The following is a 25530-nucleotide window of genomic DNA, read 5'->3' as shown; positions in this document are numbered from 1 at the left end:
GCCGGAACGCTTGTTTGCAGCATGGGTGTGGTGTCGCACTGCGCGAATAGTGTTGCATGCCCCCAACCCACAGCTGGGCCTCAACGGAAGGGCACGCTCTTGCACGCACCTGAAAGAAATCTTGCTCCAATGTTGCGAAAGCCGTAGGGGGACCGTTACTCAGGGAGTTCTCCACGAAGAACGCGTTTCAAATAATCCTCGAAGGCAGCACAGGCCTCATCAAAGGACGTCTCTGGGAAAATTCTCTCACTGTCGTTCTGGCCCCAAGCCTTTAACTCATTCATTACAACATGCAACTGCCTTGGGGCCTCATGATCCTTTTGGGCAAAGAATAGGTGGCACATCACCTTAGTTTCTTGGTTCCGGTAAGAGATATAGTCATTAACAAGCGTTTCGCCTTTAATGACATCGCCCCCAACTTTCACCTTGGTCTTATGGCCATTTTGGGACAAGTCGAACCGTGAACGAAGATCTGCGAGATACTCTTCCAATTTCTGCCGACTATCTCGGTTAATTGGGCCAAATTTCTTATTTGCAACAGAAGGGTAGGCTTTGCGCATCTGAGTTGTAATCGCCTCCACCAAATCCTCGTGCTGTTCATCTGTCACATCGGCATGATTTTCAGTATTTGCATAAGCATTCTGCAGCTGCTGAACCGTCATGGCTCCTGAATTGATCTTATCAAGCAGGGTGGAAACTTGTTGTTGGATTTTCGAATTGGTCACAAATGGCCCCAAGAGTTCTTCGTTGCTTCAGTATGTCGCAGGAGTCCGAATGCCAGTTCAATGTCTCTAGATATCTGGAGCGGTAGCGTTTTCAGAGATAGCGCCCCGAGATCATTCTCGTGCGCTATATCAATGTATTGATATACAACATCCGGCTTGTAGAAACACAAATCGCTGCGCATCTTTGAGCGCATCATCGCTTCATCAAGCATAAAAGATCTGTTTCCATCTGGAGCAAGAGTTCGCTCACGACCAAATAACCAGCTATCCGCCCCGGACGCTTCAAGACATGCCCATGTAAGCTCTGACTTTTCCGTTCGCGACGTAGTACGACTCACTACATTCCGCAATGGCGGTCCAGCAACAAGGCGACGGTACTGTTGTCCCTGGATTTGGATCTCAAAGCGCAATCCTTCCGAACCCAGATCTGCCAACACAGGCTCTAGCGTTACGCAAGGCGTATTGTTGAAAAGCGCCGACCAAACTTTGACGTGATGTTCTTCTGGAGCCGCATCATCATTTGAAATCAAGGCAGGGAAGGCAATGGAAGCTGCCTCTGCCGGAACCGCCTGCTTCAGATAATCCCTGAACGCCATCGCTTGAAACTTTTGGAGCGTTTGGGAAAAGCCAACTTTTTCCAAAAATTGGATTCGGTTGCCTTGGAACCAAAAGTTGTTTTCCCGAATTTTCACGGGATCAAAGCATTCTTCTGCCACAGTCGCGAGGTGATCGACCAACGTCATGTAGTCAACGACGTATTGCCTATGTTCACTCGAGACGTGACTGGCTTCGAACCAGCGCTGCAGGCCCACGGCCAAGTCTTTGTACAGAACAGTTTTCCAGCCCTTTGGCATTGCGAAACTCGGCGGCACCAACGTCAGAAGATACCTCTTGTCCACATCTGGGAATCTGGTGCTGTAGCGCTGGAGCTGTGCAAAATCAGGGTAGCTCTTAACCTTATTTTCCACGATAAGAACAGGCGTCTCACCATCGCGAACAACAAGATCGATATTCTGTTCTTCGCGTGCGACCTTGCATTCTTTGACCGTCAGATCAAACACATGTGCCAGAGCGCGAGGATACTCTTCGAACAGCCAAGATAAGAAGTCTGAGTGAAACAGTTCTCGTGATCCCAGTGACATTCGCTGCATAGGAGAGGTTTCAAGCCATGTAATTGAATTTCTTAGCGCGCTCACAAGAACCTTCCTTGACTTACCTGGCGAGTTAAATTTCCATTCCCCTTTATGTCAATGGCCGGTCTCACGCGTTGCATCGCGGTGATCACCGAATTGTCCAAAGTCCGGTTTGGCCGCAAGCGACGGAGGCGCTGGCCAAGGCGGCGTCCCAGCTCGCCGTGCCGCCGCATGACCTCTTTGAGCCCATAGCGCCAAATGCTGCGACCTGCACGAACGGTAGCGAAGCTCTGTAGGAGGACATTGACACTGCTGAGGCCGGCCGAAACTGAATTTGGCAATGGTACTCAGTGATTGACAATCTTAGAGCTTTTCGACAGGTTTTGCTTCGATGGTTCCCGCAGTGCCAAAGGCCGCGCGGGATGAAAAGGGAACACGGTGAGGAAGAGCCAACAGGCGCCAATTCCGTGACTGCCCCCGCAACTGTAAGCGGTGAGCAACCTGTCATGACCACTGGGCATGGGCCTGGGAAGGGACAGCACGCTTTGATCCGCGAAGTCAGGAGACCTGCCATCTTGGACCGCAACCAACCGGGCGGAGGGCCCGTGGAGGATAAGATGACAGATATCAGTGGGGTTTCCCGTTGCCGCTGCCTGCCTCCGACCAAGGGGCAGAGATGGACGCTTATCTATACCTGATTTCCGCAAGTTATGTGAGCCATGCCAGGTTTCGCACCCTGTCCGAAGCGCTGGTGCGGGCCGCTCCCTGCCCCGCCCACGCCGTGCGGCTGGACGCATCCGGCGATGGGATGTGGTCTGCGCTGGACGCATTATACGCGCAGGGGGCCACCCGGATCGAGCTACGTCCCATCGGCCTGCCCTTCTCGCAAAGTCTTGAAAAATGGCTGCCGGGCGCGGCGGGCAGCTGGCTGGACCGGCAAGGCGCAAAAGCGCCGGATCTGTTCATGGCCGCCGTGCCACAGGCCGACAGCCGGGTTGTGCACTCTGCCGCCCGCGCGCGGGTTGCATTGACCCGCATTCGCCCAAAGGCGGCAGGCGAGATCGGCAGGGGCTGGGATGCGCCCCCTGACTTTCGCCACCACCTTCTGGTCTGTGCAGGCCCCCGCTGCCATCTGAAAGACGCGCCCAGTCTGGCGGATGCGCTGAAGGTTGAACTGGGCCGGGCACGGGTGCGCTCTCAATGTCTTGTGACCACGACCGGCTGTCTCTTTCCCTGCAATGCAGGTCCCGTGATTGTGCATTACCCGCAGGGCCACTGGTATCGCGTGGCGGATCTGGCCGACATCCGCTGCTTTGTCTCTCAGGCCCTGCGCGAGGGCACCCGCCCCCATCACCTACTTATCCATCAAACAGGAGACCAATATGAACCTGCATAAAGTGCTGATCCCCCTGATCCCTCTCATCCTGACCACCCCCGCCGCCATGGCCGACCCGGTCACCGTGGCCAATTGCGGCACCGCCCACAGCTATGACACGGCCCCCACACGCGCCATCACCCTGAACCAGCAGGCCACCGAGGTGATGCTGGCGCTGGGGCTGGAAGACAAGATGATCGGCACCGCCTATCTGGACGACGCAATCCCTGCGCCGTGGAAAGACGCGTATGACAGCGTTCCGGTGCTGGCGGAAAAATACCCGGCGGCCGAGGTGGTGTTGACAAAAGAGCCCGACTTCCTGTTTGCAGGCTTTGGATCGGCCTTTTCCGAAGACAATCTGGGCGCGGCGCAGAAATGGCATGATCTGGGGGTGGGCACCTATCTGGTGGATGCGTCCAGCAAGACCTATCACCCGAAAGACGTGCCGCTGACCATTGCGCCGATCCTGAAGGACATCGAAGTGATCGGTGACATTTTCCACGTGGAAGACCGTGCCGACGCCCTGATTGCCGACACCAAATCCCGCATCGAAGCGGTTCAGGACAACCCGGCCGGGGCGGGCCGCAGCGCGTTCATCTATGACAGCGGCACCGACACGCCCTATTCGGTCGGCTGCTGCGGTGGCCCGGCCCTTGTTGCCAGGACCGCCGGGTTGAACAGCATCAGCGCGGATGTGGACGGCACCTGGGTCGATCTGGCCTGGGAAACCGTTGTGGCGGCAGACCCCGATGTGATTATTCTGATCGAAGCTGACTGGTCCACCGCCGCCGAGAAACGAGAATACATGGAAAACGATCCGGTTCTGTCCGAACTGACCGCCGTGAAAGACGGCAAGTTCGTCACCGTGCCGTTCTCGGAAACTCTGCTGGGGATGCGTTTTGCCGATGGGGTCGAGAACGTGAACGCCCAGCTGGCGGCCCTGAAGTAACATGGCGGCTCGGGTCCCGATCCTTTTCCCCGCCGCGCTTGCGGCATTGCTGCTGACCGCTTTGGCCGGTGTCCTTTGGGGCACTGCCGAAATCGGCTGGGCGGACCGTGCGGCCATCTTGATGCGCAGTGATGATGCCCCACGGGGCCTGTCACTGATCATCTGGCAATGGCGTATTCCGCGTGTGTTGGCGGTGGGGGTGATCGGGGCCGGGCTGGCCCTTGCGGGGGCGTTGATGCAAACGGCCCTGCGCAACCCGATGGCAGACCCTTATCTGATGGGTCTGTCCTCTGGCGCCTCTGCCGCTGCTGTGGGCGCAATCCTGTGGCTGCCCGACTGGATCACCGACAGTTTCGGCGTGCCCGCAATTGCCTTTTTCGGCGCGGCGCTGGCCTTTGTCCTGACGTTTGGCTTGTCCACGCGGCGCGGCCAGCCGCTGGACCCGCTGGTGGTTATTCTGGCAGGTGTCGCCGTGTCGCTGATGTTTCAATCGCTCACGGCTTTTTTCCTGTATCTCGGCGATCCGCAAGCCGTGCGCAGCGCGCTTGGCTGGTTGATGGGCACCGCCGCCAATACCGAGTGGCGCGAATTGCCGCTGGTCACCTGCGCCCTTCTGGCCGCGATGATTTGGGCGATGCGCAACAGCAATGCGCTGGATGCCACGCTGTTGGGCGAGGAACGCGCGCAAGCGCTTGGGGTGCGCACCGGGCGGCTGCGCATGGGGGTTTTCCTTGCCACCGTCACCCTGACCGGGTTGGCGGTGTCGGTTGCGGGCATTGTCGGGTTCATCGGCCTGATCATCCCGCATATGGCCCGGCTTTTGACCGGCGCCCGCCACCGGGTGCTTCTGCCCCTGACGCTGACCCTTGGCGCCTTGGTGCTGATCGCGGTGGACCTGCTGTGCCGCACGCTTCTGGCACCGGAGGAACTGCCGCTTGGGGTGTTGCTGGCCCTTCTGGCCGCCCCCCCGTTCATCCTGATCTTACGAGGGCTGCGCCGTGCTGTTTGAACCTATCACCTCTGACGCCGCATTAACGCTGCAGGACCTGACGGTCGCCATTGGAAACACGCCTTATGTTCAGGGGGCGTCCCTGACCGTCCCAAAAGGTGAAATCCACGGGCTGCTTGGCCCTAATGGCGCAGGCAAAACCACGCTGTTGCGCACGCTTTACCGCGCCACGACGGCCCAGGCCGGTACAATCCACGCCTTTGGTCGCCGGATCGAGGATCACAGCCCCCGTGAATGGGCCACCAAGGTGGGCGCGCTGGTGCAAAGCTCGGGCCTTCTGGCCGGGCTGACCCCGCGCGATATTGTCGAAATCGGCCTGTTTGTTCTGCAACTGGACAGGTCTGAACACACCGACAGACGTGATGCGGCACTGGCACTGGTCGGGCTGGCAGACAAGGCCACGCAGCCCGCCGGAAACCTGTCCGGTGGCGAATTGCAGCGCTGCTATTTCGCCCAGCTTCTGGCCTGCGACCCCGAGATTTATATTCTGGATGAACCCACCAACCATCTGGATCTGCATTACCAGCTGGTGCTGCTGGACGAGGTCAAACGCCGTGGCCGCACCGTATTGATGACGCTGCATGACCTGTCTTTGGCGATACGCTATTGCGATCAGGTCTACCTGATGACCCAAGGTCGGATCGTCGAGCAAGGCCCCCCGGATCAGGTGCTGACCCGTGATGCGTTGAGGCAATACTATCAAGTAGACGGGCAGTTTCAGGGGGCTGCGCTGTCCCTTGTCGGGCCAGTTTGGTCAGGGACGGGTGGTGGCTTTTCCACAAGAAATTGAGGTCAAGCGACATCTATATATTGACACTCTCTGACCCTCAGACCCCCAATATGATATTGCTTCGGTTCCTTCGATTCTGATCGAGGGCTACGAGCGGGTCCTTTGCGGGACGGGGCGAAATGACACTCTCTCATGAGCGTTTTTGATAAAGCTGCCGTTCGCGCACAGCGCGGCGGATTCAACGAAAGAGCCCACAGTGCCCGGAGCCGCAAGATGCGCGAAGGTCTGCCTTTCCAGGCGGCGGCCGTAGATGTAGAAAGTTTAACAGGGTTCCACAGGTTGTTTGTGGCAAGAGATAGTCCATTACCGATGCTTTTGTCGCAACCGCTGACACAAGCGACCGTAATTTTACAGTTTCGGGCTTCGCCGTTTGGGACCACTTTTGACGAGCAGCTAAACAACCCACGCAGGCGGTCCGAAAAAGACACCCATGACTGACTTGAACTCGGATTTAGAGACGGGCGATCCTAAAGTTCAATGCGGAAGGCCTCCACCCCGATCCCGTCTTCCGCCATCAATGCCGTCCCATCGCGAGAGTAGCCCCTGTTGAAATCTGCGCAGTCTGCCGCCATGAGCAGCCCGCGAGCCCCACAGCTCAATGTTACTCTGACGTTGCACCTGCGCCCGGTGCAGCCGAGTATGTCGATGCGCGACACGTAATATGAACTGCTGGCCCCGGTCGGGGACTTCATCGTGCAATAGTTGTTCGCATAATAGATGCGCCCTCCGGTCATAAGAAAACCGCCTGACGAGGGCAAAACTTCGGCCCGCTGGCAAAGCTCCCGCACAAGGGTGTCCGCCGCAGCATCGACAAGGTTATCGAGGCGCGTATCCCGTTTTTTATAGGGCCCGGGCGCGCCAACTAGGCTTAGGAGATCCTGCTCTGCAGCTTCCGCTTCCCGAGCCTCTCGTGCTTCTTGGGCGATCCTTTCGCGCTCGGCCTGTTCCGCAGCAGCAGCGTCGGCGGTAATGCGCTCTTCTTCGGCAAGGCGCGAGGCTTCGGCACGGTATCTTTCCAAGATGGGACCCGCTTCTGTCACCCCCGCGGCAAAAGCCGCTTCCAAAAATTGTAGGCCACGATCCGCATCAAATGGACCATTCACGAAGTGCCCGGTCCGTGTCGTGACACGCGACAGATTCAGGCCCCGATGAGTGCCTTTTTCAGCCAAGTGTTGACCAATTAGAAACTGCGCCTGAGGATCACCTTCTAGCGCGTGAAGTATCAGCAACTCGCTATCCAAGGGTGAACGGCCTTCCCAGGCTTCGATCAGTTGAATACTTGCGATGTGCCCGTCATGCCGCTGCAAATCAAGCGAGCCATATCCGGGGAGTTGCCTGCCGCCGGAAGGCTGTACGGTTGAACCATAAGTTGCCCTTGCGGCCTGCGCGGACCGATCATAGGCACCTGCCATGCGCTGGCTGTGCATATATCGCGCCACAAATTCAAGGTAGTCGCGGTTGTCGGTAGGGGCAGCGGCCTGCCCTGCAACCACGATGGCGAGTGCCCGCTCCCAGTAGTCGTCTTCGCGAATGCTGTTGCCAAGGGCAACGAATGCAAGGAGTGCTGCATTCGGGTTGGCTGCAATCATTTCGTCGTTCAGAAATGGCAGCATCTGTTGCGCCGACTGCCGAACCACCTGATCTACCTCGGCAGTGGCTATCACCTGAGCCAGCTCCTGAATTGCTTGCTCCGGGGAAACTCCCGAGAAGTTACAGTTGATGTTATATTGATCAGGCAGAGAGCAATTCTGTGCCGAGACCGGAGCGGAAAAAACAATCAGGATTACGGACAGAAAACGCAACACGAGGCAAATTCGAACTGACATAATGCCGAGATTATGGCTTGATATCTCCACTGTCCAGCAGAAGCCGACATTGGTGCAACAATAGCGAACGGCAGCAAAGTCCGCGATCTGTAAATTCGACTTGCGTTGAGTCTGCGCCTGCAGCGAATGTCTCCTCTAGCGGGCTGCACCGCAGCACCCAACTCACTGGGCGACCGTCTTCTAAGGGCCGGTAGCTAAGCCCTATCCGTAAGGCCTTCCATCACGGTTGTCCTGGTGGTCTTTTCTTGGGTGCCCGCGCGAGCTTCAACCCCAAGAGTGCGATCAAGACATAAGGCCAAAGAAACAGTGAAACTTGCCCCGCAAATGAAGCTGATCTTTCTTTCTCGGCTTCAATCTGCAATGCAAGCTCGTCGCTCTTTGCTCTAACAGTCTCAATATCTTGATTGAGATTAGCTCTTGCCACTTCAAGTTCATTGATCCGCTCATCCATGGAGAACTCACCCTTAAGAACGGCGATTGCTGCTTCGACGGTTAGATCATAGCCTCCAAGTCTAAGGAAACTCTGAGATATTCCACGTTCTGCGAGCGCCGCTTCTTCAACTTCATCCAATTCAGTTGCGATCGGAAAGGCCTGTATGAATTCCAGGCGCTCCTGATCGACTCTGGTGCGCGCAGCGGAGCAAGTCTGTTCAGCTAGTGCTCGATCCATTTCTCTTTGTTGTTCCTCAAGGATTGAGTCTGCGCCTGTCGTTTGGTCCAAACCAAAGTCAGTCAGGCCAAAATCGAAGTCGCTGCTTCTAAGACAAGCGTCAAGTTCGGCGGCGGTCATGTCTATTTGAAAAGAACGAAACCCCGCGATTGCACGACTAATTGCACGAACCGTTTGCTCAGGGTTGGCCTCGATATAGCCCGCTGCCCCCGTGACATTCTCAACATCGACTGTCAGTCGATCAACTAGATCTTGAGAACTCGATGCCTGTGCTCTCAGACCAGCCAAATTTTGATATCCAAGGAATTCAGTCCTTTCTACCGACTGCGCGTAGAAAAAGAGCCATGCCCCCAACATCGCGGACATGTAATAGACCCGATCAACTGCTTCCCCGTCCAAAGGGCTACTCGCCGACATCACATTAGAAATCATAAGGACAACAACTGTTGTGATTGCCAATGCGAGTGGACTGCCGCCGAAGTACGTCGTCATCACAATTCCGGGCAACAAGATAGAACCAACAAAGACAAAACACTTGATATAATTGGTCATCGATCGTCCTCGCAAAGACTTGATCTTGAATTGAATAATTGGATTATCCGCTCAATACGGTAGCTCAATTGTTCTCCAGATCTTAATCCAGCCTCTATCACTTGCACAAGCTTTGGTTGCGTCCGCAGGCTGCGAGTTCACCAAGCAACAGATTTCGCACACACAGCGAAATGCGACTATGCGGACTGCGGCCGCAGCATTTCCAAGGAAGGCTGAAGGTCCGGAATGGGCCGTCCTCGTAAGTTTTCGCGCGGCTGTCGGCTCCGCCGCTTTCGTTTCGTGAGCCAGCGGGATTTGGACAAGCCAAACGCCCCTGGCCGTCAGTGTGAGGGCGCGGCCCTCCCCCTCGGGCAATGCGATTAGACAGGGCCGTGTCCTCGGCTGCGCCTGCGGGCCGCACCACCTCTGTCGAATCGCATTGCCTCGCCCCCTCCCGCGTTCGCCACGTGGCAGATCAGCAGGAACAGGCGGCTTCGCCGTCTGACCTGCAAATCAGCCCTGATTTTCCCAAAAGGAAGTCAGATCGACGCAACAGGCCACACGGGAAAAAATGGGGATTGGGTCAGTTTATGACGCAAAGGTCAAAGTCATCTGACGTTCGACAATTGGAAAGTGGCGCTCTGGGGAGGATTCGAACCCCCGACCCCTTGATTCGTAGTCAAGTACTCTATCCAGCTGAGCTACCAGAGCGCGGTAGGCGGGGATTTAGCGGTCCGGGGCTGGGTTTGCAAGGGGCAAATTGGGAAAAACCGGAAGTCTTTTGTCGCGCGCGCGTCCTGATCTATGTCGACCACCGGGCCAGCACGTCCTTGACCTGCATCGGCGTGCGTTCGTCCCCTGCACAGGCTTGGGCCTTGGCGTGCGCAAGTTTCGGGGCGGGGTTTGGTTGGGTCACAGCGTCAATGGCCGCGAAGGTGTCACGGGCGCGGTTGTGGGGGTGGTGGGGGGCTTCCTGCAAGGACAGAACCGGGGCACAGCAGGCATCTGTGCGTTCCAGAAGTGCTGCCCATTCGTCACGGGTTTTCTGTTTGAACCGCGCAGCAAACCGGGCACGCAACACCGGCCAGCCTTCGACATCCATCTGCGCGGGCAGTTCTTCGCCTTCGAGCCCGAGGCGAGCCAAGAGCTCGGCATAGAATTTCGCCTCGAGCGCGCCGACGGACATATGTCCGCCGCAGGCACATTCATAGACGGTGTAGAAAGGCGCGCCGCCATCCAGCAGGTTCGCCTCGCGCGTGTCTGCCCAGATCCCCGCACCGTGCATGGAGTAGGTCATCGCCATCAGATGGGCGGTGCCGTCGGTGATCGCGGCGTCCACCACATCGCCCCTCCCGGTTTCCCGCGCCGCGTAGAGGGTGGCCAGCATACCGGCCACCAGATACATACCGCCACCGCCGAAATCACCCAGCAGGTTCAAAGGTGGTACGGGGTGAGCGCCGCCGATCGTGTGCAACGCCCCGGTGATCGAGATATAATTGATGTCATGCCCCGCCGCCTGCGCCAGCGGTCCGGTCTGTCCCCAGCCGGTCATGCGGCCGTAAACCAAGCGCGGGTTGCTGTCCGTGAACGCCTCGGGGCCTAGTCCCAGCCGTTCCATCACGCCGGGGCGCATTCCTTCGATCAGCATGTCGGCGCGATTGATCAGGGCGCGGGCAGTGTCGCAGTCGCTTTGGTCTTTCAGGTCCAGTTCAACATAGCCACGCCCCCGGTTCAGCACGTCCACCTTCTGCGGGATCAGCGGTTTCAGGTTCGGGCGTTGAATGCGCACAACCTCCGCGCCCATGTCCGCCAGCCACATCGCGGCGAAGGGTGTGGGGCCAAGCCCTTGAATTTCAACGACCTTGACCCCGTGAAGAGGACCGTGTCGAACAGCGTCAGTCATCAATTGACCGCGCGATCAGTTCCTTCATGATCTCGTTCGTGCCACCATAGATCATCTGCACGCGGGCGTCGGCATAGAGCCGCGCGATGGGGTATTCCATCATGTAGCCATAGCCGCCGAACAGTTGCAGGCATTCGTGCATCACCTCGTTTTGCACCTCGCTGCCCCAGTATTTCGCCATCGAGGCGGTGGGGGCATCCAGCGTGCCGTCGATCAGCCGTGCGATCCCATCATTGACGAAACTGCGCAGCACCTCGGCCTTGGTCTTGCATTCTGCCAGCTTGAAGCGGGTGTTCTGGAAATCCATCACACGCTGCCCAAACGCCTTGCGCTCCTGCGTATAGGCGATGGTCTGTTCCAGCGCGAAATCAATGGCGCCCAAGGCTTGGATGGCGATGAGCAACCGTTCCCAAGGCAGTTGCTTCATCAGTTGATAGAAGCCCTGACCTTCCTCGGCCCCAAGCAGGTTGGTCTGGGGGACTTTCACATCCTCATAAAACAATTCGGACGTGTCGTTGGCCTTCATTCCCAGCTTTTTCAGGTTCTGACCGCGCTTGAAGCCTTCGCACTGGTCCGGTTCGACCACGATCAGGGACACGCCTTTCGCGCCTGCATCCGGGTCGGTCTTGCAGACGGTGATGATCAGGTCGGCGGCTTGTCCGTTGGTGATGAAGATCTTGGATCCGTTGATCTTGTATTGGTTGCCGTCCTTATCGGCCCGCGTGCGCACGGCTTGCAGGTCGGAGCCTGTCCCCGGCTCGGTCATCGCGATCGCGCCCACGATCTCGCCCGAGGCAAGACCCGGAAGCCAGCGGGCTTTCTGTTCCTCGGTGCCGTAGGCGGTGATGTAGTGCACCACGATGGACTGGATGCCATAGCCCCAGCCGCAATCACCGGTCCGGGTCTGTTCATAGATCACGATGCTTTCAAAGCCCATGTCACCGCCGGCGCCGTCGTATTCTTCGGGAATGGCACCGCCCATGATTCCGGCCTGCCCGGCGGTGCGCCAGAAATCGCGGTCCACGATGCCTTGTTCGACCCATCGTTCGATATTGGGGGTCAGTTCGTCGGCAAAGAAACGGTTGGTCATGTCTGCGAACATGCGGTGTTCGTCGCTGACCCAGGCGGCGGAAGGGGTGAAGAGGCTCATGAAGGGCTCCATCATGTCAGGGCTTTCCGTAACTATAGCCAAGATCGCACTGGAGGGGCTGGTAACGTGGCGTTACACAGGCTAGACGAGCGGCAAGGTCATTCGTGCATTTGCGCGACAATCCACTGCAAAGCGTCCCCTGTTGTCGGTTTTGCGTGATTTGTCTGACGGGATCGCGTATTTGAACAAAAAAAGAAGTTGAACGGAGATGGCAGTGAGCATTTCTCGGGTGGATTTTTGTAAATTGGCCGCCTTGGGCGTGGCCGCCGCGACAGCGTCGCCCGCCATGGCCGAGGTTGGCACGCTGACGTCCAGCTATACCATCTATGGCACACCCGGTCTGATCGCCATGCCCACCGCCGAGGCTGCGGCGGACAGCGAACTGGCCTTCACCTATTCTCAGTTTGGGCCCAACGCAAATGGCACGCTGAGCTTCCAGATCACGCCCCGGCTGTCGGGCAGCTTCCGCTATGCCAAGATCGCGGATTTCCATCCTGTCGTCGGGGATTATTTCGACCGCAGTTTCGATATCCGCTATCGGGTTCTGAACGAAAGCAAATACTTCCCTGCCGTTTCCGTTGGCATCCGCGACTTCATCGGCACCGGAATCTATTCCAGCGAATATATCGTCGCGACCAAATCCATCGGGGACCGGTTGCGTGTTACGGGCGGCATCGGCTGGGGTCGCTTGGGCAGCTACGAACCGATTGGCGCAACCGGCACCCGCCCCCCTTGGGATTTCGGCAAGGGCGGCACCGTGAATGCGAACCAGTGGTTCCGGGGTGATTTCGCGCCGTTCGCCGGTGTGTCCTACAAGGTCAATGACAAGCTGACGCTGAAGGCCGAATACAGTTCGGACGCCTTCGCGCGCGAAGTGGCCGCAGGGATCATGGAGCACAAATCCCCGTTCAACTTTGCCGTGGATTACCAGGTGTCGCCCGCCATTCACCTGAACGCCTTCTATTTGAACGGCGATACGGTTGGTGCAAATGTCGTCATTCGCCTGAACCCGCGCCAACCGATTGCCCGTACCGGGAACGAGCGTGCGCCGTTGCCCGTGAAACCCCGCCCGTCGCGCAGCAATGCCGAGGCATGGGGCACCGGGTGGATTGCCGACCCGACCAACGAAACCGGCATTCGCAAGGCGGTCGGGGATGCCCTGAACAAGCAGGGGATCAAACTGCAAACTCTTGCGTTGGGCACTACACGCGCCGAGTTGAAGGTCGACAACCGCAAGTACTATTCACCTGCGCAGGCCATCGGACGGACCGCGCGGATCCTGACGCATGCCATGCCGCCATCGGTCGAGACCTTCGTGATCACGCTGGTGGACAACGGCATTCCGCTGTCCACCGTCACCATGCGTCGCAGTGACATCGAGCGTCTGGAACACGCCCCGGCGATTGATATGTTCCAGCGTGTGTCGATCGACGAAGCCATCCCACGCGCCGTGCGCAACTCCGAGCTGGCGCGTCAGGACAGCCGGTTCCGCTGGGCTTTGGCCCCCTATATGGGGCTGAGCTTTTTTGACCCGACCAGCCCGATCCGGGCCGATTTCGGCCTGAAGCTGAGCGGGTCTTACGAAGTTGCGCCGAATATCTTCCTGTCCGGCTCGATTTCGAAAAGCATCTGGGGCAACCTGAGCGAAGATCCGAATGGCAGTCCCTCGGCGCTGCCGCCTGTTCGGACAGAGGCCGGGCGCTATTCTGCCGAAGGAGATCCTGCGATTTCCCACCTGACTGCAAGCATGTATGGACGCCCCGGCAGGAACCTCTATAGCCGTGTGACGGTGGGGTATCTGGAAAAGATGTTTGGCGGGGTCTCGGCGGAAGTGCTTTGGAAGCCCGTCGACAGCCAGCTTGCGCTGGGTGCGGAACTGGCCTGGGTCAAGAAGCGCGATTACGACCAGCTGTTCGGTTTTCAGGACTACAGTGTCGTGACCGGCCATGTGTCGGCCTATTACGATTTCGGCAATGGCTTTACCGGTCAGCTTGACGTCGGGCGTTATCTGGCAGGTGACTATGGGGCGACCCTGTCCATCGACCGGACCTTTAACAATGGTTGGAAAATCGGCGGCTATGTCACCAAGACCAACGTGTCTGCCGAAGATTTCGGCGAAGGCTCGTTTGACAAGGGGATCCGCCTGTCGATCCCGTTCGAATGGGCGTTTGGCACACCTTCTCGCGGGGCGTCCAACGCCACGCTGCGATCGCTGTCACGCGATGGCGGCGCGCGTCTGGAAGTTGACGGTCGCTTGTTCGAATGGGTCGATGAGGGTCACGGAGATGCCTTGGCCTCTCGTTGGGGTAGATTTTGGAGGTAAATGTGCGTGATCAACTCGCCGCTCGGACCCTTTGGTCCGTCTGTGTTGCGCTTGCAATGGCTTTCGCGCTGAACGGCTGTGGCTCGGATGCTTCTGAAACTGAGTTATCCAAGGCTACGGCAACTTTTCTGACCGATACTGGTAAAAAACTTGGATCGAAACTCGATGGCTCAAAAGCAGCGAGACCTACTGGGCCATCAGCTGCCCCAGTTGACCCCGAAGCCATTGTTGGGAAAGCCTTGGCGGCTACCCGAGGTCCGATTGCATTAGTCGTGCGCCCAGAAACCAAGGCCGTGCTGGCGATCAGTCCTGTTGGGCGGAACGGTGATTATGTCACCTGGGGCAGCGCACCGGGGCAGGGCCTGACCTTCCAGCGCGGCGTTCTGGCAAACACACGTGGTCTGGGTGATGACCTGATGGCGTCGCGTATCGACACGGCGGTGTCGGCGATCACCGCACGCCGCAATGCCACCTATAAGCGGGAACATACCTATCTTGGCGATCTGGGGCAGAACACCAGCCTTGTCGTGGACTGCACCTTGACTCGCGGCAAGACCGAACGCGTCAGCCTGGGCGCGATCAACGCGGATGCCGTGATCATGAAGGAAAGCTGCCGGCGCGGCGAGATTGCATTCAACAATGTCTATTGGGTCGATGGCAATGGGCGTGTGCTGAAATCCAGCCAATGGGTGGGGCAGCGGATCGGCAGCCTCGCCATTCAGAACCTGCGCCTGTAACCGACACGCCGCAGCGGTCAACCACGGGCATAGACGTCCTCGTACCGGACAATATCGTCCTCGCCCAGATAGGGGCCGGTCTGAACCTCGATCAGGACGGTGTCGGACAGGCCGTTGTTTTCCAGCCGGTGAACCTCGCCCTTCGGCACATAGGCGGACTGGTTGGCCGTCAGGTCCAGCGTTTGGTTGCCGATGGTCACCGTGGCAACGCCTTCGACCACCACCCAATGTTCGGCGCGATGAATATGGGACTGCAAGGACAGCACACCGCGCGGATGCACGGTGATCAGTTTCACCTTGAAACCTGGACCCGTAACCAATTCCTCGAACCAACCCCAGGGCCGGAAATCACGGGGTCGGATGTCGGCCTGTGGAGCGTTCTTGGATTTCAGGAAACTGACCACTGTTCCGATCTGGTCCGAGCGGTTCCGGTCAGCGACCAGCACGGCGTCTTTCATGGCGACAGCCACCAGATCGCGCAGACCAAAGCCGACGATCGTCTGATCCGCGTTTTCAGACATCAGAAGGCTGCCTTCGCACTCAATCCCATGCGCGTTGCCGATGGTCACCAGACCGTCATTTGCCGAGGCCGAACGACATCCTTCGCGCCAATAGCTTTGCCAACTGCCCAGATCCGACCAATGCCCGTCGAAGGGCACGGCGCAAATATTGTCGGCATGTTCCATCACGGCGTAATCCAATGAGATACTGGGCAGGTCCTGCCACGCATCCGGGTCAAGTCGGGTAAACCCCAGGTCGAGTGTATTTGCAGCAAGTGCACGGGTCACAGGGCTGGCAATCTTGGGGGCGTGACGGTCGAACGCAGCTTGCATGACGTCGGCGCGAAACAGAAAGATGCCAGCATTCCATAGGTGACGTCCGCCGGCCATCATGCGCGCCGCGGTTTCAAGGTCCGGTTTTTCGGTGAAGGACAGGACGGGTTCGGGCTGGCCGCCATCTGGGTTGCCTTCGCCAAGCTCAAGATAGCCATAGCCCGTCTCGGCCCGGTCGGGCTGGATCCCGAAGGTGACGATCTTGCCTGACAAAGCAGCAGGCACCCCTTTGCCCAGAGCATTGGAAAATCCAGCCGGGTCCGAGATCAAGTGATCGGACGGAGCCACGACGCACAATGATTCCGGTGATCGGCGGGCTTGCATCTGGACGGCTGCCAGAACCGCACCGGCGGTGTTGCGCAGACAGGGTTCCAGCAAGATCAGTTCGGGCAGGGTCCCGATTTCGCCCATCTGTTCGACCACGTGAAAGCGATAGTCTTCATTCGTGACGATGATCGGGCGCGTGAAACCCGGCGTTTGAAAACGCTGTACGGTTTGCTGAAACAGGCTGGCCGTGCCGTCGATCTTCAGAAACTGTTTGGGGAAACTTTCGCGCGACAGCGGCCAAAGCCGTGTGCCGACGCCTCCAGCCAGAATGATCGGCGTGATTTTTTGCAATTCAAAGCGCCCTTCGCACCGATGGGTGACTGTTCATCCAATGGTGGAATCATGACCTCTGAAAACAAAAACGGCAAGCCCTGGGGCTTGCCGTTTCAGATTGAATGCTTCCTGAGAAGCAGCCAAATTATTCTGCTTCGTCGGTCGAAGAGTCCGAAGCAGCAATGATGCCAGCAACGACAGCCAGACCCAGCAGGGCCAGACCGGTGTTGCCCAACGAGCTACCAGCTTCTTCAACAACAACGACTTCTTCTTCAACAACTGCATCGCCGTATGCGCCAGCGAAAGCAGGTGCGGACAGAGCGATCATGCCAGCAGCGGCAAGGGTCATCACTTTTTTCATGTTTCATACTCCATAATTTAATCGCGGGCAGCGCCGATCTAGCGAGCCGTCCATGTTTGTTTTGCATACCATGAACGCTATTGGAAGTCTGTTCTTGCATTCATCACGCTGAACACGCAGAACTTTGCCGCCCTGTGGCAGCGATGCAATAGTCCTTCTCACCCTGCAAAGATATGGGTCAGGAATACCGAACCGCAGTACTTCGACGCAGGCTGAACGCCAGCCCCAACACCGCTGTAACGCAGGTTTCTGCGCAGGATGTTCTTTCTATGTCCGGGTGATTCCATCCATTTGCGCACAATCAGACTGGCCAGACTGTTGTAGCTGTGGCGACCGATCCTGCGTCCGCCACTGGTGGTGAAGTGACATTGATCGGAGGACCGAATCATGAAGCGATTTCCGTCAATGCCGTAAAGATGCACCCAGCCGATATTCTCGGCTCCGGTCCGAAAACGCACGCCGGAAGCCCGCAGGCGGTCGGTCAGCGAGCGGTTGAACGACCCGCTGGCCTTATGGCTGAGCTTTTGACTGCGAGCCATCCACTGCGAATGTCGGGCCGCCTGTTTGCGCAGGCCAGAGGCTGTGGTCAGCGCCGGAAGCCCGCGTCGACAGCGTTCGGCATTTACCCGTGCGACAACGGCCTTGTCCAAAAGAGATTGGTTCAAGCCTTTGGTTGGAATTGCTTTTTCTGCCCCAGACACCTTTTTCACGGCACAAGCGGCAGTGGCGGCCTGGGGCAGGGCGGTCAGCGACAGGATTGCCGCAACACCCAGGGCTTTCAACATGATTCCACGCATGATTTCGACCTCATCATCCAGTTTCGCCCCGCAGCATGCAAACCTGCCATGGCAAGGGCGTGACAGGAATAGGGCGATGTCTGGATGGGCGAAGGTTCGCCGTCCGTTGACAGTATTTGCGCGATGGATCATCCCGTCGTAGATTATTTGAAAAAATGAGGTTTCGAGCCAATGAAAATTGCGATGATCGGCACCGGGTATGTGGGCCTGGTCTCGGGTGTGTGTTTCTCTGATTTTGGGCATGACGTCGTGTGCGTGGACAAGGATCCCGCCAAGATCGACATGCTCGAAAGTGGCCAGGTGCCGATCTATGAGCCGGGCCTTGAAGATCTGATGGCAAAAAACGTCGCCGCTGGCCGCCTGTCTTTCACGCAGAACTTGAAATACGCGGTGAAAGACGCCCAGGCGATTTTTATCGCGGTCGGGACGCCGACGCGGCGCGGCGATGGCCATGCGGACCTGACATATGTCTTTGCCGCCGCGGAAGAGATCGCTGATTCGCTTGAAGATTATGCCGTCGTTATCACCAAATCCACGGTGCCTGTGGGAACCAATCGCAAGGTCAAGCAACTGATCCAGAAAGCCCATCCCGGGCTTGACTTCGACGTCGCCTCGAACCCCGAATTTCTACGCGAAGGGGCAGCGATTGACGATTTCATGCGTCCTGACCGCGTCGTGGTCGGGGTTCAGAACGAACGGGCCGCGGACATCATGGCCGAGATTTACCGCCCCCTGTTCCTGCGCGATTTCCCGATTGTCACGACCGATCTGGAAAGCGCCGAGATGATCAAATACGCGGCCAATGCGTTTCTGGCCACCAAGATCACTTTCATCAACGAGATTGCGGCGCTGTGTGAACGTGTCGGGGCGGATGTGAAACAAGTCTCGAAAGGGATCGGGCTGGATGGCCGGATCGGTAACAAGTTCCTGCATGCCGGGCCGGGCTATGGCGGCAGTTGTTTCCCGAAAGACACCAAGGCGCTGGCGCGGATCGGGCAGGAGGCCGGTATGCCGATGCAAATCACCGAGACCGTGATCACCGTCAACGACGAGACCAAGCGCCGAATGGTCGACAAGATCATCGACCTTTGCGACGGCTCGGTATCGGGCAAGACAATTGCTGTGCTGGGTGTCACCTTCAAACCCAACACCGATGACATGCGGGATGCGCCCAGCCTGACGATTGTGCCAGCCCTGATCGGAGGCGGGGCAAAGGTGCGTGTGGTTGACCCGCAGGGGCTAAACGAAGGCGAAGCTCTTTTGCCGGGTGCACATTGGGTCGAAGATGCGTATAAGGCGGCTCAGAACGCGGATGCTGTTGTGATCCTGACCGAGTGGAACGAGTTTCGTGCGCTGGACTTGAAGCGCCTTGCACGACGGATGGAAACGGCCAGAATGGCCGACTTGCGCAACATCTATTCGCCGAAAGATGCAAAAAAGGCTGGCTTTGTCGCATATTGCGCCATTGGACGGCGAGGATTTGGACCGGATGGTTGGGATGGTTGAAGTTACTTATGCCAAAGCCGAACTGGGTGAACGGAAAGAATTGGGGATGAAGCGCCTTTTTGACATAAGCCTTGCCCTGGCGCTGACGATTCCCGTCATCCCGATGCTGCTGGCGCTGTATGTCATTGTCACCTTGCGCGACGGTCGGCCCTTCGTCTATCGCTCGCGGCGTAACACCACCTTCGACAAGACCTTCGACCTTCTGAAAATCCGTACCATGCGCACCGTGCCGGATCATGAAAATGTTGGCATCACCGGCGGGCATAAGGAGAGCCGCATCACACCGATGGGGAAGTTCCTGCGCGCCCACCGGCTGGATGAACTGCCCCAGATCTGGAACGTCCTGAAAGGCGAGATGAGCTTTGTCGGTCCCCGGCCACCGGAACCCCGCTATGTTCAGGCGCGGCCCAACATCTATAGGCAGGTGCTTCTGGATCGTCCCGGCATCACGGGTCTGGCGTCGATCGTTTTCCACGGTCACGAAGAAAAGATGCTGGCTGCCTGCAAGTCCCTGAAAGAGGCCGAAAGCGTCTATCTCAGGCGCTGCGTTCCGCGCAAGGCGGCGTTGGATCACATCTATCACGTGAACAAATCGCTGCGGCTGGATCTGTATATTCTTTATCTGACCGCCGCCAAGCTGTTCCCGCTGCCGGGCCGCCGCGCAAAACGCATCCGGGGCTAATTCATCGCCTTCGTCGGCCCTAGAACATGTTGGAGCCTGATCCGTGAAAGTAGAAAAGACCAAACTTGACGGTTGTGTGATCGTCACGCCCGCGCGTCATGGCGACAATCGCGGATTTTTCAGCGAAACCTTCTCAACCCGCGCGATGGAGCAGGCCGGACTTCCGTCCAATTTCGTGCAAGACAACTTGTCCCGCTCCGCCACCAGGGGAACGGTGCGCGGATTGCATTGCCAGGCGCCGCCCCACGCGCAAGCCAAGCTGGTGCGCTGTCTGCGTGGTGCCATTCTGGATGTTGCCGTCGATGTGCGCCACGGTTCACCCACCTATGGCGAATGGGTCGCGGTTGAGCTGTCTGATGACAACGGATCGGCCCTTCTGGTGCCCGAGGGGTTCCTGCACGGCTTTGTCACGCTGACCGACGGGGTGGATGTGTTCTATAAATGCTCGGACCATTATGCGCCCGAGACCGAGATGTCAGTGCGCTTCGATGACCCCGACATTGGGATCGACTGGGGCATTCCCCCGGACCAGGTGACGCTCAGCTCCAAGGATGCAGACGCAGGGTCGATGGCCGCCTTTGTCACGCCTTTTGGTCTTGATGGTGGCGCGCGGCACAGTTGAAAAAAACCCGCAGCGTGAAGCCGCGGGCGTTGAGTTTTTGACAATTGAAACTGGGGGTCAGATAGCGGAACCATCGCTGACCTTTAGCCAGGACGACCCATCGCTATAGGCCAGTTGGGCGCCACCCGCGGCGTCCGAGACAAAGGCGACCCCGCCCGCCCCGACCGAGGCTGCAGCGGGAAGGCTGGCCGTTGCCGTCGGGGTCAGGCGCATCACGCCGTCCACATCCAGTTTCGCCGCCGGGGACTTGCCAATTCCAACATCGCCCGTGCCGGTGGCGACGATCGCCTCGGCCCATGTGCTGCCATCCGGGCTGGTCTTGACGTGAAAGTCGTCATCGCCCGTCAGCCCAAACTCAGCCCGGCCCGACCAGTTGGACTGAAACAGCATCGACGCCGTGTCACTGGCCGATGCCTTGTTGATTTTCACCTGATGCGATGTGCCATCATGCGACAGCAGCGTGGCATCAGACGCAACCGCCAGCTTGTTGGTCGCATCTGCCGTGGTGTTCACGCCCAGCAGGTCGAGGTTGTTCATAGACGGGGCTGTATCGACCCACTGACTGCCGTCATATCGCAGGTGTTGCGCGGTCGCCGTGACATCGGCACGCCATCCAGCCTGCGGGGCAATGAATTGCCAGACGCCATCCTGCAGCCAGGTGATGGTCTGCTCCTGCCCGGCCCAATCGCCCGTAGCCCCACCCGGCACGATGTGCCGGTTACCTTCGGTCGCACCCGGTGGCGGGCTGATCGTATCAGCCGTTTCGACCGACAACTGAACCAAAATGTCCAGAAGGCGCAGCGCCTCGTTATGGGTGACATGTTTCTGCGCCTGTGCCGGTTGGATCAGGGGCAAGGACAGGATGGGCGAGGTGTTGGGCATGGGGCTCTCCGCAAAGGCTGGTTTCCCTGCAAAGTCATGTGTCGAAAAGGTTAATTGATTGCGCAACTGGCGTTCGGTCAGCCTTGCCGCCAAGAGGGTCTATCTGTGGTCCCAGCTGCCAAAGACTCGACCTGCGTCAGTACCAAAGGATAGAGCTTTCCAGTTCGGCAAAGGTTTCGACATCCTCGAAAAACAACGAGTTGCCATTGCCGAAGTCCATCAGCACCCCACCTGCCTGCACCTCGGCGATGCTGGCAAGTCGGGCAGGTTCCGTCAGGGTGGACCCGAGCAACGAACGGCTAAGCCTAACTGTGTCCAGATCGGTTTCAAAATCGGTGATGACATCATGACCATGTTGAAAGATGAACGTGTCGGCATCCGCGCCGCCGGTCAGGATGTCGTCGTGGCGACCTCCATCGACGACATCGCGACCCTTGCCGCCATACAATCGGTCGGAACCGTAGTTGCCATAGATTTTATCGTTTCCGCTTTTTCCATGAAGCTCGTCTGAGCCTCTGTTGCCGCGTAGTTTGTCGTTCCCGCCGCGACCATTCAGCAGGTTGTCTTGTGCGTTTCCGTGCAAGTGATCCCTATATTTTGTGCCTTCAACGTTTTCGATCTGATAGATCTTATTGCCAGAAAGGGCGCGGCCACCCTTGTTGTGATACAGCCAAACATCTGCACCCGAGTCGAACTTGATCAGGTCCAGAGTGTCATTTCCTTTGCCCCCATAGTAACGGTTTGATCCAGTGCCAGCCACGATGGTGTCATCACCATAATCACCATAAACTCGATCATTGCCTCCCGCGGCATACAGACGGTCGTCGCCGTTCCAGCCATGCAAAACGTTGGTCCACTTGTTTCCCTTCAGATGATCATTCCAGTTGGACCCATGCACGTTCTCAATCGAATACAATTTGTCGCCAGATGCCGCGCCACCATTGCTGTTTGTCGCGAGGTTGATGGTCACACGGGAACCCGCATCGCGATAGTCAGCAGTATCCGACCCTTTGCCGCCATATAGCTTGTCGGCACCGGTGCCACCTTGCAACAGATCGTTGCCATATTGCCCTTTCAATACATCAGAGCCGCTTCCGCCAATTAGTGTGTCGTTACCTTTGCCGCCAAACAGTGTGTCTTTGCCGCTTTCCCCATAAATCGTGTCATTTCCACCAGACCCGTAGAATCGGTCGTTGCCGTTTCGACCGTAAAAAATGTTGCGCCCAGAATGACCAATGAGTGTATCAGATGCGGCCCCCCCGACCGCCCCCTCGATGTCATTGTAGCTATCTCCGTAGGCTGCGCCAGAACCCCTACCTGCTGCAAGGTCGATGCGGACCGATTTGGAGTGCGCCGAATAGTCTATAAAATCAAACCCCTGTCCGCCAAAATACCTGTCTGACCCGCTCACGTCGATCAACCGATCATTGCCATAGGAGCCGTACAAACTGTCATTTCCATGACCACCATTCAGAATGTCGTTCCCGCGCCATCCATAGAGCCGATCATTCCCACTATCCCCCAGGATCTGGTCATCACCGACCCCGCCGTAAAGCTGGTCGTGGCCGCTGCCCCCTTTCAGGTGATCCGCCCCTTCTCCTCCGTAAAGGCGATCGTTTCCGTTGCCGCCTTGAAGCTGATCGTCGCCGTCGCCGCCTTTCAGCAAGTCATCGCCGTCATGGCCGTAAAGCCTATCGTTCCCGTCCAGCCCCTCCAGTGTGTTGGTGTAGGCATGTCCATGAATCTCGTCGTCATGGGCGCTGCCATAGACGTGTTCGATCGAGGAAAACTGGTCTCCATCAGCGCCCCATCCGCCGACATGCGTGGTGAGGTTGATCAGCACCCCCGCGCCCGTCAGTCGGTAATCTGCCCAGTCCTGACCCGACCCGCCGTCCAGGATGTCCGCACCCGTCCCGCCGTCCAAAACGTCATCCCCATCGCCGCCGATCAGCCGATCGTCGCCACCACCACCCGTCAGCCTGTCATTGCCATCGCGACCCGAAAGGCGGTTCGCCGTGCTATCCCCGACAATTGTGTCCCGAAAATCTGTACCAACCACGTTCTCGATGCTGATCAATGTGTCACCGTGGGCTGCCCCGGAAAAATACCCAGTTTCCAGGTTTATGGTGACCGAGATTTGCGCTTTCGCGTAGGAGGCAATGTCGCGGCCTGCTCCGCCATCAAGCACATCAACACCAAGCCCGCCCTCAAGCGTGTCGTTTCCACCCCCTCCGATCAGGATGTTCGCACCTGCATCGCCAATCAGGATGTCGTCGAAAGCAGAACCGAGATACCGTTCAATCGAATAGAAGATGTCCCCATCCGCAGCACCAGAGGCGTGGCGCTTGCCCAGATCAATCATGACGGCGGTCGGGGCGTTGACGTAAGAGGCTGTGTCCGTGCCGTCACCGCCATAAAAGACGTCAGCCCCAAGCGACCAGGTGAACAGATCGTCACCGCCCAGGCCATGCAGCGTCTCTGTACCCTCATCCCCACCCAGAACGTCGTCATTCTCTGTCCCGTATTTCGTCTCAGGTATAAACTGGAAGCCGTTTGGCGGACGGTTCAACCTGAGACTGTCGAACGTCGTGAAGTCGCTGGCATCAAGCGATTGTCCGTTGGCGCTGTAGATACGAGTGATCTCGCCACGGAAGGTGATCTCCGCACCCCAGGAACGGCTGGAAATTTGCAATTGCGAAACATCATAAAGCATATGGAACTCGGACAGGTTCAACTGGTCTATGCCGACTTGGTAATCCGTGATCGTATCCAGCATATTGTCCGCAGCCAACACGAATACATCCGCCCCTGCGCCGCCGGTCAACGTATCTTCGCCCACACCATCGCGCAGGATATCGTTACCCGCCCCACCCGAGAGATGCTCGCTCCATAGACCGCCATCAATCTGATCATTGCCAGATGTTCCGTTCAGGATTGTGGTCGTGCCATCGCCGGCCACCGTGACGCCCATATTTTCCAGGCTGTAGTTCAGCTTGGTGATCCCGCGTTCGGTCTCGCTGGTCGCGAAAATCCTGAGTGAACCGTCTGAATGGGTCATCGCCAGGGCCGAAACATTTTGCAACGCGCTGTCCTGCGTGTCCCAGATCGTGTCCAGATGGACCAGCATGCCGCTGGGCAGAAGCGTGAACAGGGAAACGCCGTCATCGCCGCCGCCTGCGGCCACGAAGAGCGCATCCCCCACTTGGGCCGAGGCAATCTCTGTGACGTTCGAAAACCGGGTCCATACATTGTCAAGAACGTGATCCGTGGCGATCAGTTCGCCATCTTCAAGCACCTCGACGACGGTCAGCGATGAACTGCCCGCACTTGCGATCACGCTGAACGTCCTGTCCAGAACCTGCCCGGAGGTCAGCGCGGTCGGCGCCGAAATCGGAAAATAGTTTTGGGCGGACAACACGCCCACCTCAGTCGGCGTTCCGTCTTCGCCCAGATGATAGCTGATGATGCCGTCCTGATGGTCGGATAACGCAAGCAGGATTTTACTGTCTCTGACCTGGACCACCGCCATGTCCACCAGATCGGCCGCGTTCGATCCGGATGCCGTGCTTTGTTCAGTCGCGAGTTCCAGCGACAGCTCTTGCGACAGGGTATAGTGGTTGAAACCGGTACTCTGGGCGTTTGCCGCATAAAAATGCACCTGACCGTCCAACACTGTCGAGGTGAGCGCGCTGAGGTTGCCCACACCGCCTTCCCCCCAGGTAAAGTGTTGCGTCGCTCCCAGCCCGCCGTTGGTTTCCAGTTCTAATGCGCCGAGTGTCCAGTCATAGATACCGAACGGTAAAAGGTAAGCCCCGCCGTCAGTCTGGATAAGCTCCATCTGCGCAGTGGGGGATGCCAGTGTCGAATAGGTATAGGCGACCTGATCGACAAGCGTCACAGCATCAGATGATGCCAGCTTGAACACCGTCGCCCCACCCCATGCACCCGTCGAGGCGTACAGGAAAGCGTCACCATTCCAGAGCGAGATCTCTAGATCCGTGACGTTAGAGACATAGTTTAATGCGGCACTGCGCAGAGTGCCGGACAATACCAGATTGGCCACCCCGACCCCCTCGTATACACCCCAACTGTTACGGGTATCGTGAGGACCAAGTCTTAATGTGCG

21 protein-coding genes, 1 tRNA gene and 1 riboswitch are annotated in these 25530 nt (G+C 57.9%); of the genes, 10 read left to right on the top strand and 12 right to left on the bottom strand.

Annotation, left to right across the window (positions count from 1 at the left end; genetic code table 11):
• Positions 1 to 155: 155 nt before the first annotated feature.
• Together IE188_RS14375 and IE188_RS14370 are read right to left on the bottom strand one after the other, a co-directional pair.
• Positions 156 to 725 carry a hypothetical protein gene (locus IE188_RS14375; protein WP_191287206.1) on the bottom strand — a complete coding sequence of 190 codons (570 nt, stop codon included), beginning with the start codon at positions 723 to 725 and terminating at the stop codon, positions 156 to 158.
• Complete coding sequence (locus tag IE188_RS14370) at positions 722 to 1921, bottom strand: PDDEXK-like family protein (RefSeq protein WP_191287205.1); 1200 nt, start codon at positions 1919 to 1921, stop codon at positions 722 to 724. The genes IE188_RS14375 and IE188_RS14370 overlap by 4 nt, the downstream gene beginning before the upstream one ends.
• 312 nt (positions 1922 to 2233) lie before the next feature.
• Positions 2234 to 2447, top strand: a riboswitch (cobalamin riboswitch).
• 87 nt (positions 2448 to 2534) lie between these two features.
• Between IE188_RS14370 and IE188_RS14365 the strand changes: the two genes are divergently transcribed.
• The 5 genes from IE188_RS14365 to IE188_RS14345 all read left to right on the top strand — a co-directional run bounded on the left by IE188_RS14365 (position 2535) and on the right by IE188_RS14345 (position 6419).
• Positions 2535 to 3254: a (2Fe-2S) ferredoxin domain-containing protein gene (locus IE188_RS14365; RefSeq protein WP_191287204.1), complete on the top strand. Its 720-nt coding sequence runs from the start codon at positions 2535 to 2537 to the stop codon at positions 3252 to 3254.
• The gene (locus tag IE188_RS14360; protein ID WP_191287203.1) at positions 3241 to 4182 is read left to right on the top strand and encodes an ABC transporter substrate-binding protein; all 942 of its coding nucleotides are present in this window, start codon (positions 3241 to 3243) and stop codon (positions 4180 to 4182) included. The genes IE188_RS14365 and IE188_RS14360 overlap by 14 nt, the downstream gene beginning before the upstream one ends.
• 1 nt (position 4183) lies before the next feature.
• A complete protein-coding gene (locus IE188_RS14355) occupies positions 4184 to 5191 on the top strand; it encodes a FecCD family ABC transporter permease (RefSeq protein WP_191287202.1) in 1008 nt (335 codons plus the stop codon).
• Positions 5181 to 5981, top strand: a complete 801-nt coding sequence (locus IE188_RS14350; RefSeq protein ID WP_229836853.1) for an ABC transporter ATP-binding protein — start codon at positions 5181 to 5183, stop codon at positions 5979 to 5981. The genes IE188_RS14355 and IE188_RS14350 overlap by 11 nt, the downstream gene beginning before the upstream one ends.
• Before the next feature lie 132 nt (positions 5982 to 6113).
• On the top strand, positions 6114 to 6419 hold the full coding sequence (locus IE188_RS14345) for a hypothetical protein (RefSeq protein ID WP_191287201.1): 306 nt from the start codon (positions 6114 to 6116) through the stop codon (positions 6417 to 6419).
• 29 nt (positions 6420 to 6448) lie between these two features.
• Here IE188_RS14345 and IE188_RS14340 read toward each other — a convergent pair whose 3' ends face one another.
• The 5 genes from IE188_RS14340 to IE188_RS14320 all read right to left on the bottom strand — a co-directional run bounded on the left by IE188_RS14340 (position 6449) and on the right by IE188_RS14320 (position 12061).
• On the bottom strand, positions 6449 to 7807 hold the full coding sequence (locus IE188_RS14340) for a hypothetical protein (protein WP_191287200.1): 1359 nt from the start codon (positions 7805 to 7807) through the stop codon (positions 6449 to 6451).
• A 220-nt stretch (positions 7808 to 8027) separates the two neighbouring features.
• Positions 8028 to 9029: a hypothetical protein gene (locus tag IE188_RS14335; RefSeq protein WP_191287199.1), complete on the bottom strand. Its 1002-nt coding sequence runs from the start codon at positions 9027 to 9029 to the stop codon at positions 8028 to 8030.
• A gap of 613 nt (positions 9030 to 9642) precedes the next feature.
• Positions 9643 to 9719: transfer RNA gene (locus IE188_RS14330), tRNA-Arg, on the bottom strand.
• A gap of 91 nt (positions 9720 to 9810) precedes the next feature.
• Positions 9811 to 10911 (bottom strand): CaiB/BaiF CoA transferase family protein, encoded by a 1101-nt coding sequence (locus IE188_RS14325; protein ID WP_191287198.1) that lies wholly within the window; start codon positions 10909 to 10911, stop codon positions 9811 to 9813.
• Complete coding sequence (locus IE188_RS14320) at positions 10904 to 12061, bottom strand: acyl-CoA dehydrogenase family protein (RefSeq protein ID WP_191287197.1); 1158 nt, start codon at positions 12059 to 12061, stop codon at positions 10904 to 10906. The genes IE188_RS14325 and IE188_RS14320 overlap by 8 nt, the downstream gene beginning before the upstream one ends.
• Before the next feature lie 214 nt (positions 12062 to 12275).
• On the opposite strand from IE188_RS14320, the gene IE188_RS14315 reads away from it, so the two are divergent.
• Entirely contained in the window at positions 12276 to 14384 is a 2109-nt protein-coding gene (locus IE188_RS14315) for a YjbH domain-containing protein (protein WP_229836852.1), read from the top strand.
• Positions 14385 to 14440: 56 nt separating this feature from the next.
• Complete coding sequence (locus IE188_RS14310; RefSeq protein WP_268246025.1) at positions 14441 to 15121, top strand: YjbF family lipoprotein; 681 nt, start codon at positions 14441 to 14443, stop codon at positions 15119 to 15121.
• Between the two features lie 17 nt (positions 15122 to 15138).
• Here the strand turns inward: IE188_RS14310 and IE188_RS14305 are convergent, their stop codons facing one another.
• The 3 genes from IE188_RS14305 to IE188_RS14295 form a co-directional block, all read right to left on the bottom strand.
• Positions 15139 to 16572 (bottom strand): mannose-1-phosphate guanylyltransferase/mannose-6-phosphate isomerase, encoded by a 1434-nt coding sequence (locus tag IE188_RS14305; protein ID WP_191287195.1) that lies wholly within the window; start codon positions 16570 to 16572, stop codon positions 15139 to 15141.
• Positions 16573 to 16699: 127 nt separating this feature from the next.
• Positions 16700 to 16915 (bottom strand): hypothetical protein, encoded by a 216-nt coding sequence (locus IE188_RS14300; protein WP_191287194.1) that lies wholly within the window; start codon positions 16913 to 16915, stop codon positions 16700 to 16702.
• 158 nt (positions 16916 to 17073) lie between these two features.
• Complete coding sequence (locus tag IE188_RS14295) at positions 17074 to 17700, bottom strand: CAP domain-containing protein (RefSeq protein ID WP_229836866.1); 627 nt, start codon at positions 17698 to 17700, stop codon at positions 17074 to 17076.
• A 183-nt stretch (positions 17701 to 17883) separates the two neighbouring features.
• On the opposite strand from IE188_RS14295, the gene IE188_RS14290 reads away from it, so the two are divergent.
• From IE188_RS14290 to rfbC, 3 genes are read left to right on the top strand one after another with little or no spacing between them, the layout of a single operon-like run.
• Positions 17884 to 19218 (top strand): UDP-glucose dehydrogenase family protein, encoded by a 1335-nt coding sequence (locus IE188_RS14290; RefSeq protein WP_191287192.1) that lies wholly within the window; start codon positions 17884 to 17886, stop codon positions 19216 to 19218.
• A complete protein-coding gene (locus IE188_RS14285) occupies positions 19211 to 19900 on the top strand; it encodes a sugar transferase (RefSeq protein WP_308442460.1) in 690 nt (229 codons plus the stop codon). Before IE188_RS14290 ends, IE188_RS14285 begins: the two co-directional genes overlap by 8 nt.
• Before the next feature lie 43 nt (positions 19901 to 19943).
• Positions 19944 to 20522: a dTDP-4-dehydrorhamnose 3,5-epimerase gene (gene rfbC / locus IE188_RS14280; protein ID WP_191287191.1), complete on the top strand. Its 579-nt coding sequence runs from the start codon at positions 19944 to 19946 to the stop codon at positions 20520 to 20522.
• Between the two features lie 57 nt (positions 20523 to 20579).
• On the opposite strand, the gene IE188_RS14275 is transcribed toward rfbC, so the two are convergent.
• Entirely contained in the window at positions 20580 to 21404 is an 825-nt protein-coding gene (locus IE188_RS14275; RefSeq protein WP_191287190.1) for a DUF2793 domain-containing protein, read from the bottom strand.
• A gap of 136 nt (positions 21405 to 21540) precedes the next feature.
• On the bottom strand, positions 21541 to 25467 hold the full coding sequence (locus tag IE188_RS14270; RefSeq protein WP_191287189.1) for a calcium-binding protein: 3927 nt from the start codon (positions 25465 to 25467) through the stop codon (positions 21541 to 21543).
• Positions 25468 to 25530: the final 63 nt, after the last annotated feature.

Source organism: Aliiroseovarius zhejiangensis, assembly GCF_014656375.1.
Taxonomy (GTDB): domain Bacteria; phylum Pseudomonadota; class Alphaproteobacteria; order Rhodobacterales; family Rhodobacteraceae; genus Aliiroseovarius; species Aliiroseovarius zhejiangensis.
Note: the sequence above shows the minus strand (reverse complement) of the source record. Positions and strands in the feature narration are given on the sequence as shown.

Bases quoted from the DNA above. Each gene is read 5' to 3' on its own strand.
- IE188_RS14365 (WP_191287204.1), top strand. From the start codon at position 2,535: ATGGACGCTTATCTATACCTGATTTCCGCAAGTTATGTGAGCCATGCC.
- IE188_RS14360 (WP_191287203.1), top strand. From the start codon at position 3,241: ATGAACCTGCATAAAGTGCTGATCCCCCTGATCCCTCTCATCCTGACC.
- IE188_RS14355 (WP_191287202.1), top strand. From the start codon at position 4,184: ATGGCGGCTCGGGTCCCGATCCTTTTCCCCGCCGCGCTTGCGGCATTG.
- IE188_RS14345 (WP_191287201.1), top strand. From the start codon at position 6,114: ATGAGCGTTTTTGATAAAGCTGCCGTTCGCGCACAGCGCGGCGGATTC.
- IE188_RS14340 (WP_191287200.1), bottom strand. From the start codon at position 7,807: ATGTCAGTTCGAATTTGCCTCGTGTTGCGTTTTCTGTCCGTAATCCTG.
- IE188_RS14335 (WP_191287199.1), bottom strand. From the start codon at position 9,029: ATGACCAATTATATCAAGTGTTTTGTCTTTGTTGGTTCTATCTTGTTG.
- IE188_RS14325 (WP_191287198.1), bottom strand. From the start codon at position 10,911: ATGACTGACGCTGTTCGACACGGTCCTCTTCACGGGGTCAAGGTCGTT.
- IE188_RS14320 (WP_191287197.1), bottom strand. From the start codon at position 12,061: ATGAGCCTCTTCACCCCTTCCGCCGCCTGGGTCAGCGACGAACACCGC.
- IE188_RS14310 (WP_268246025.1), top strand. From the start codon at position 14,441: ATGGCTTTCGCGCTGAACGGCTGTGGCTCGGATGCTTCTGAAACTGAG.
- IE188_RS14300 (WP_191287194.1), bottom strand. From the start codon at position 16,915: ATGAAAAAAGTGATGACCCTTGCCGCTGCTGGCATGATCGCTCTGTCC.
- IE188_RS14295 (WP_229836866.1), bottom strand. From the start codon at position 17,700: ATGTTGAAAGCCCTGGGTGTTGCGGCAATCCTGTCGCTGACCGCCCTG.
- IE188_RS14290 (WP_191287192.1), top strand. From the start codon at position 17,884: ATGAAAATTGCGATGATCGGCACCGGGTATGTGGGCCTGGTCTCGGGT.
- IE188_RS14285 (WP_308442460.1), top strand. From the start codon at position 19,211: ATGGTTGAAGTTACTTATGCCAAAGCCGAACTGGGTGAACGGAAAGAA.
- IE188_RS14275 (WP_191287190.1), bottom strand. From the start codon at position 21,404: ATGCCCAACACCTCGCCCATCCTGTCCTTGCCCCTGATCCAACCGGCA.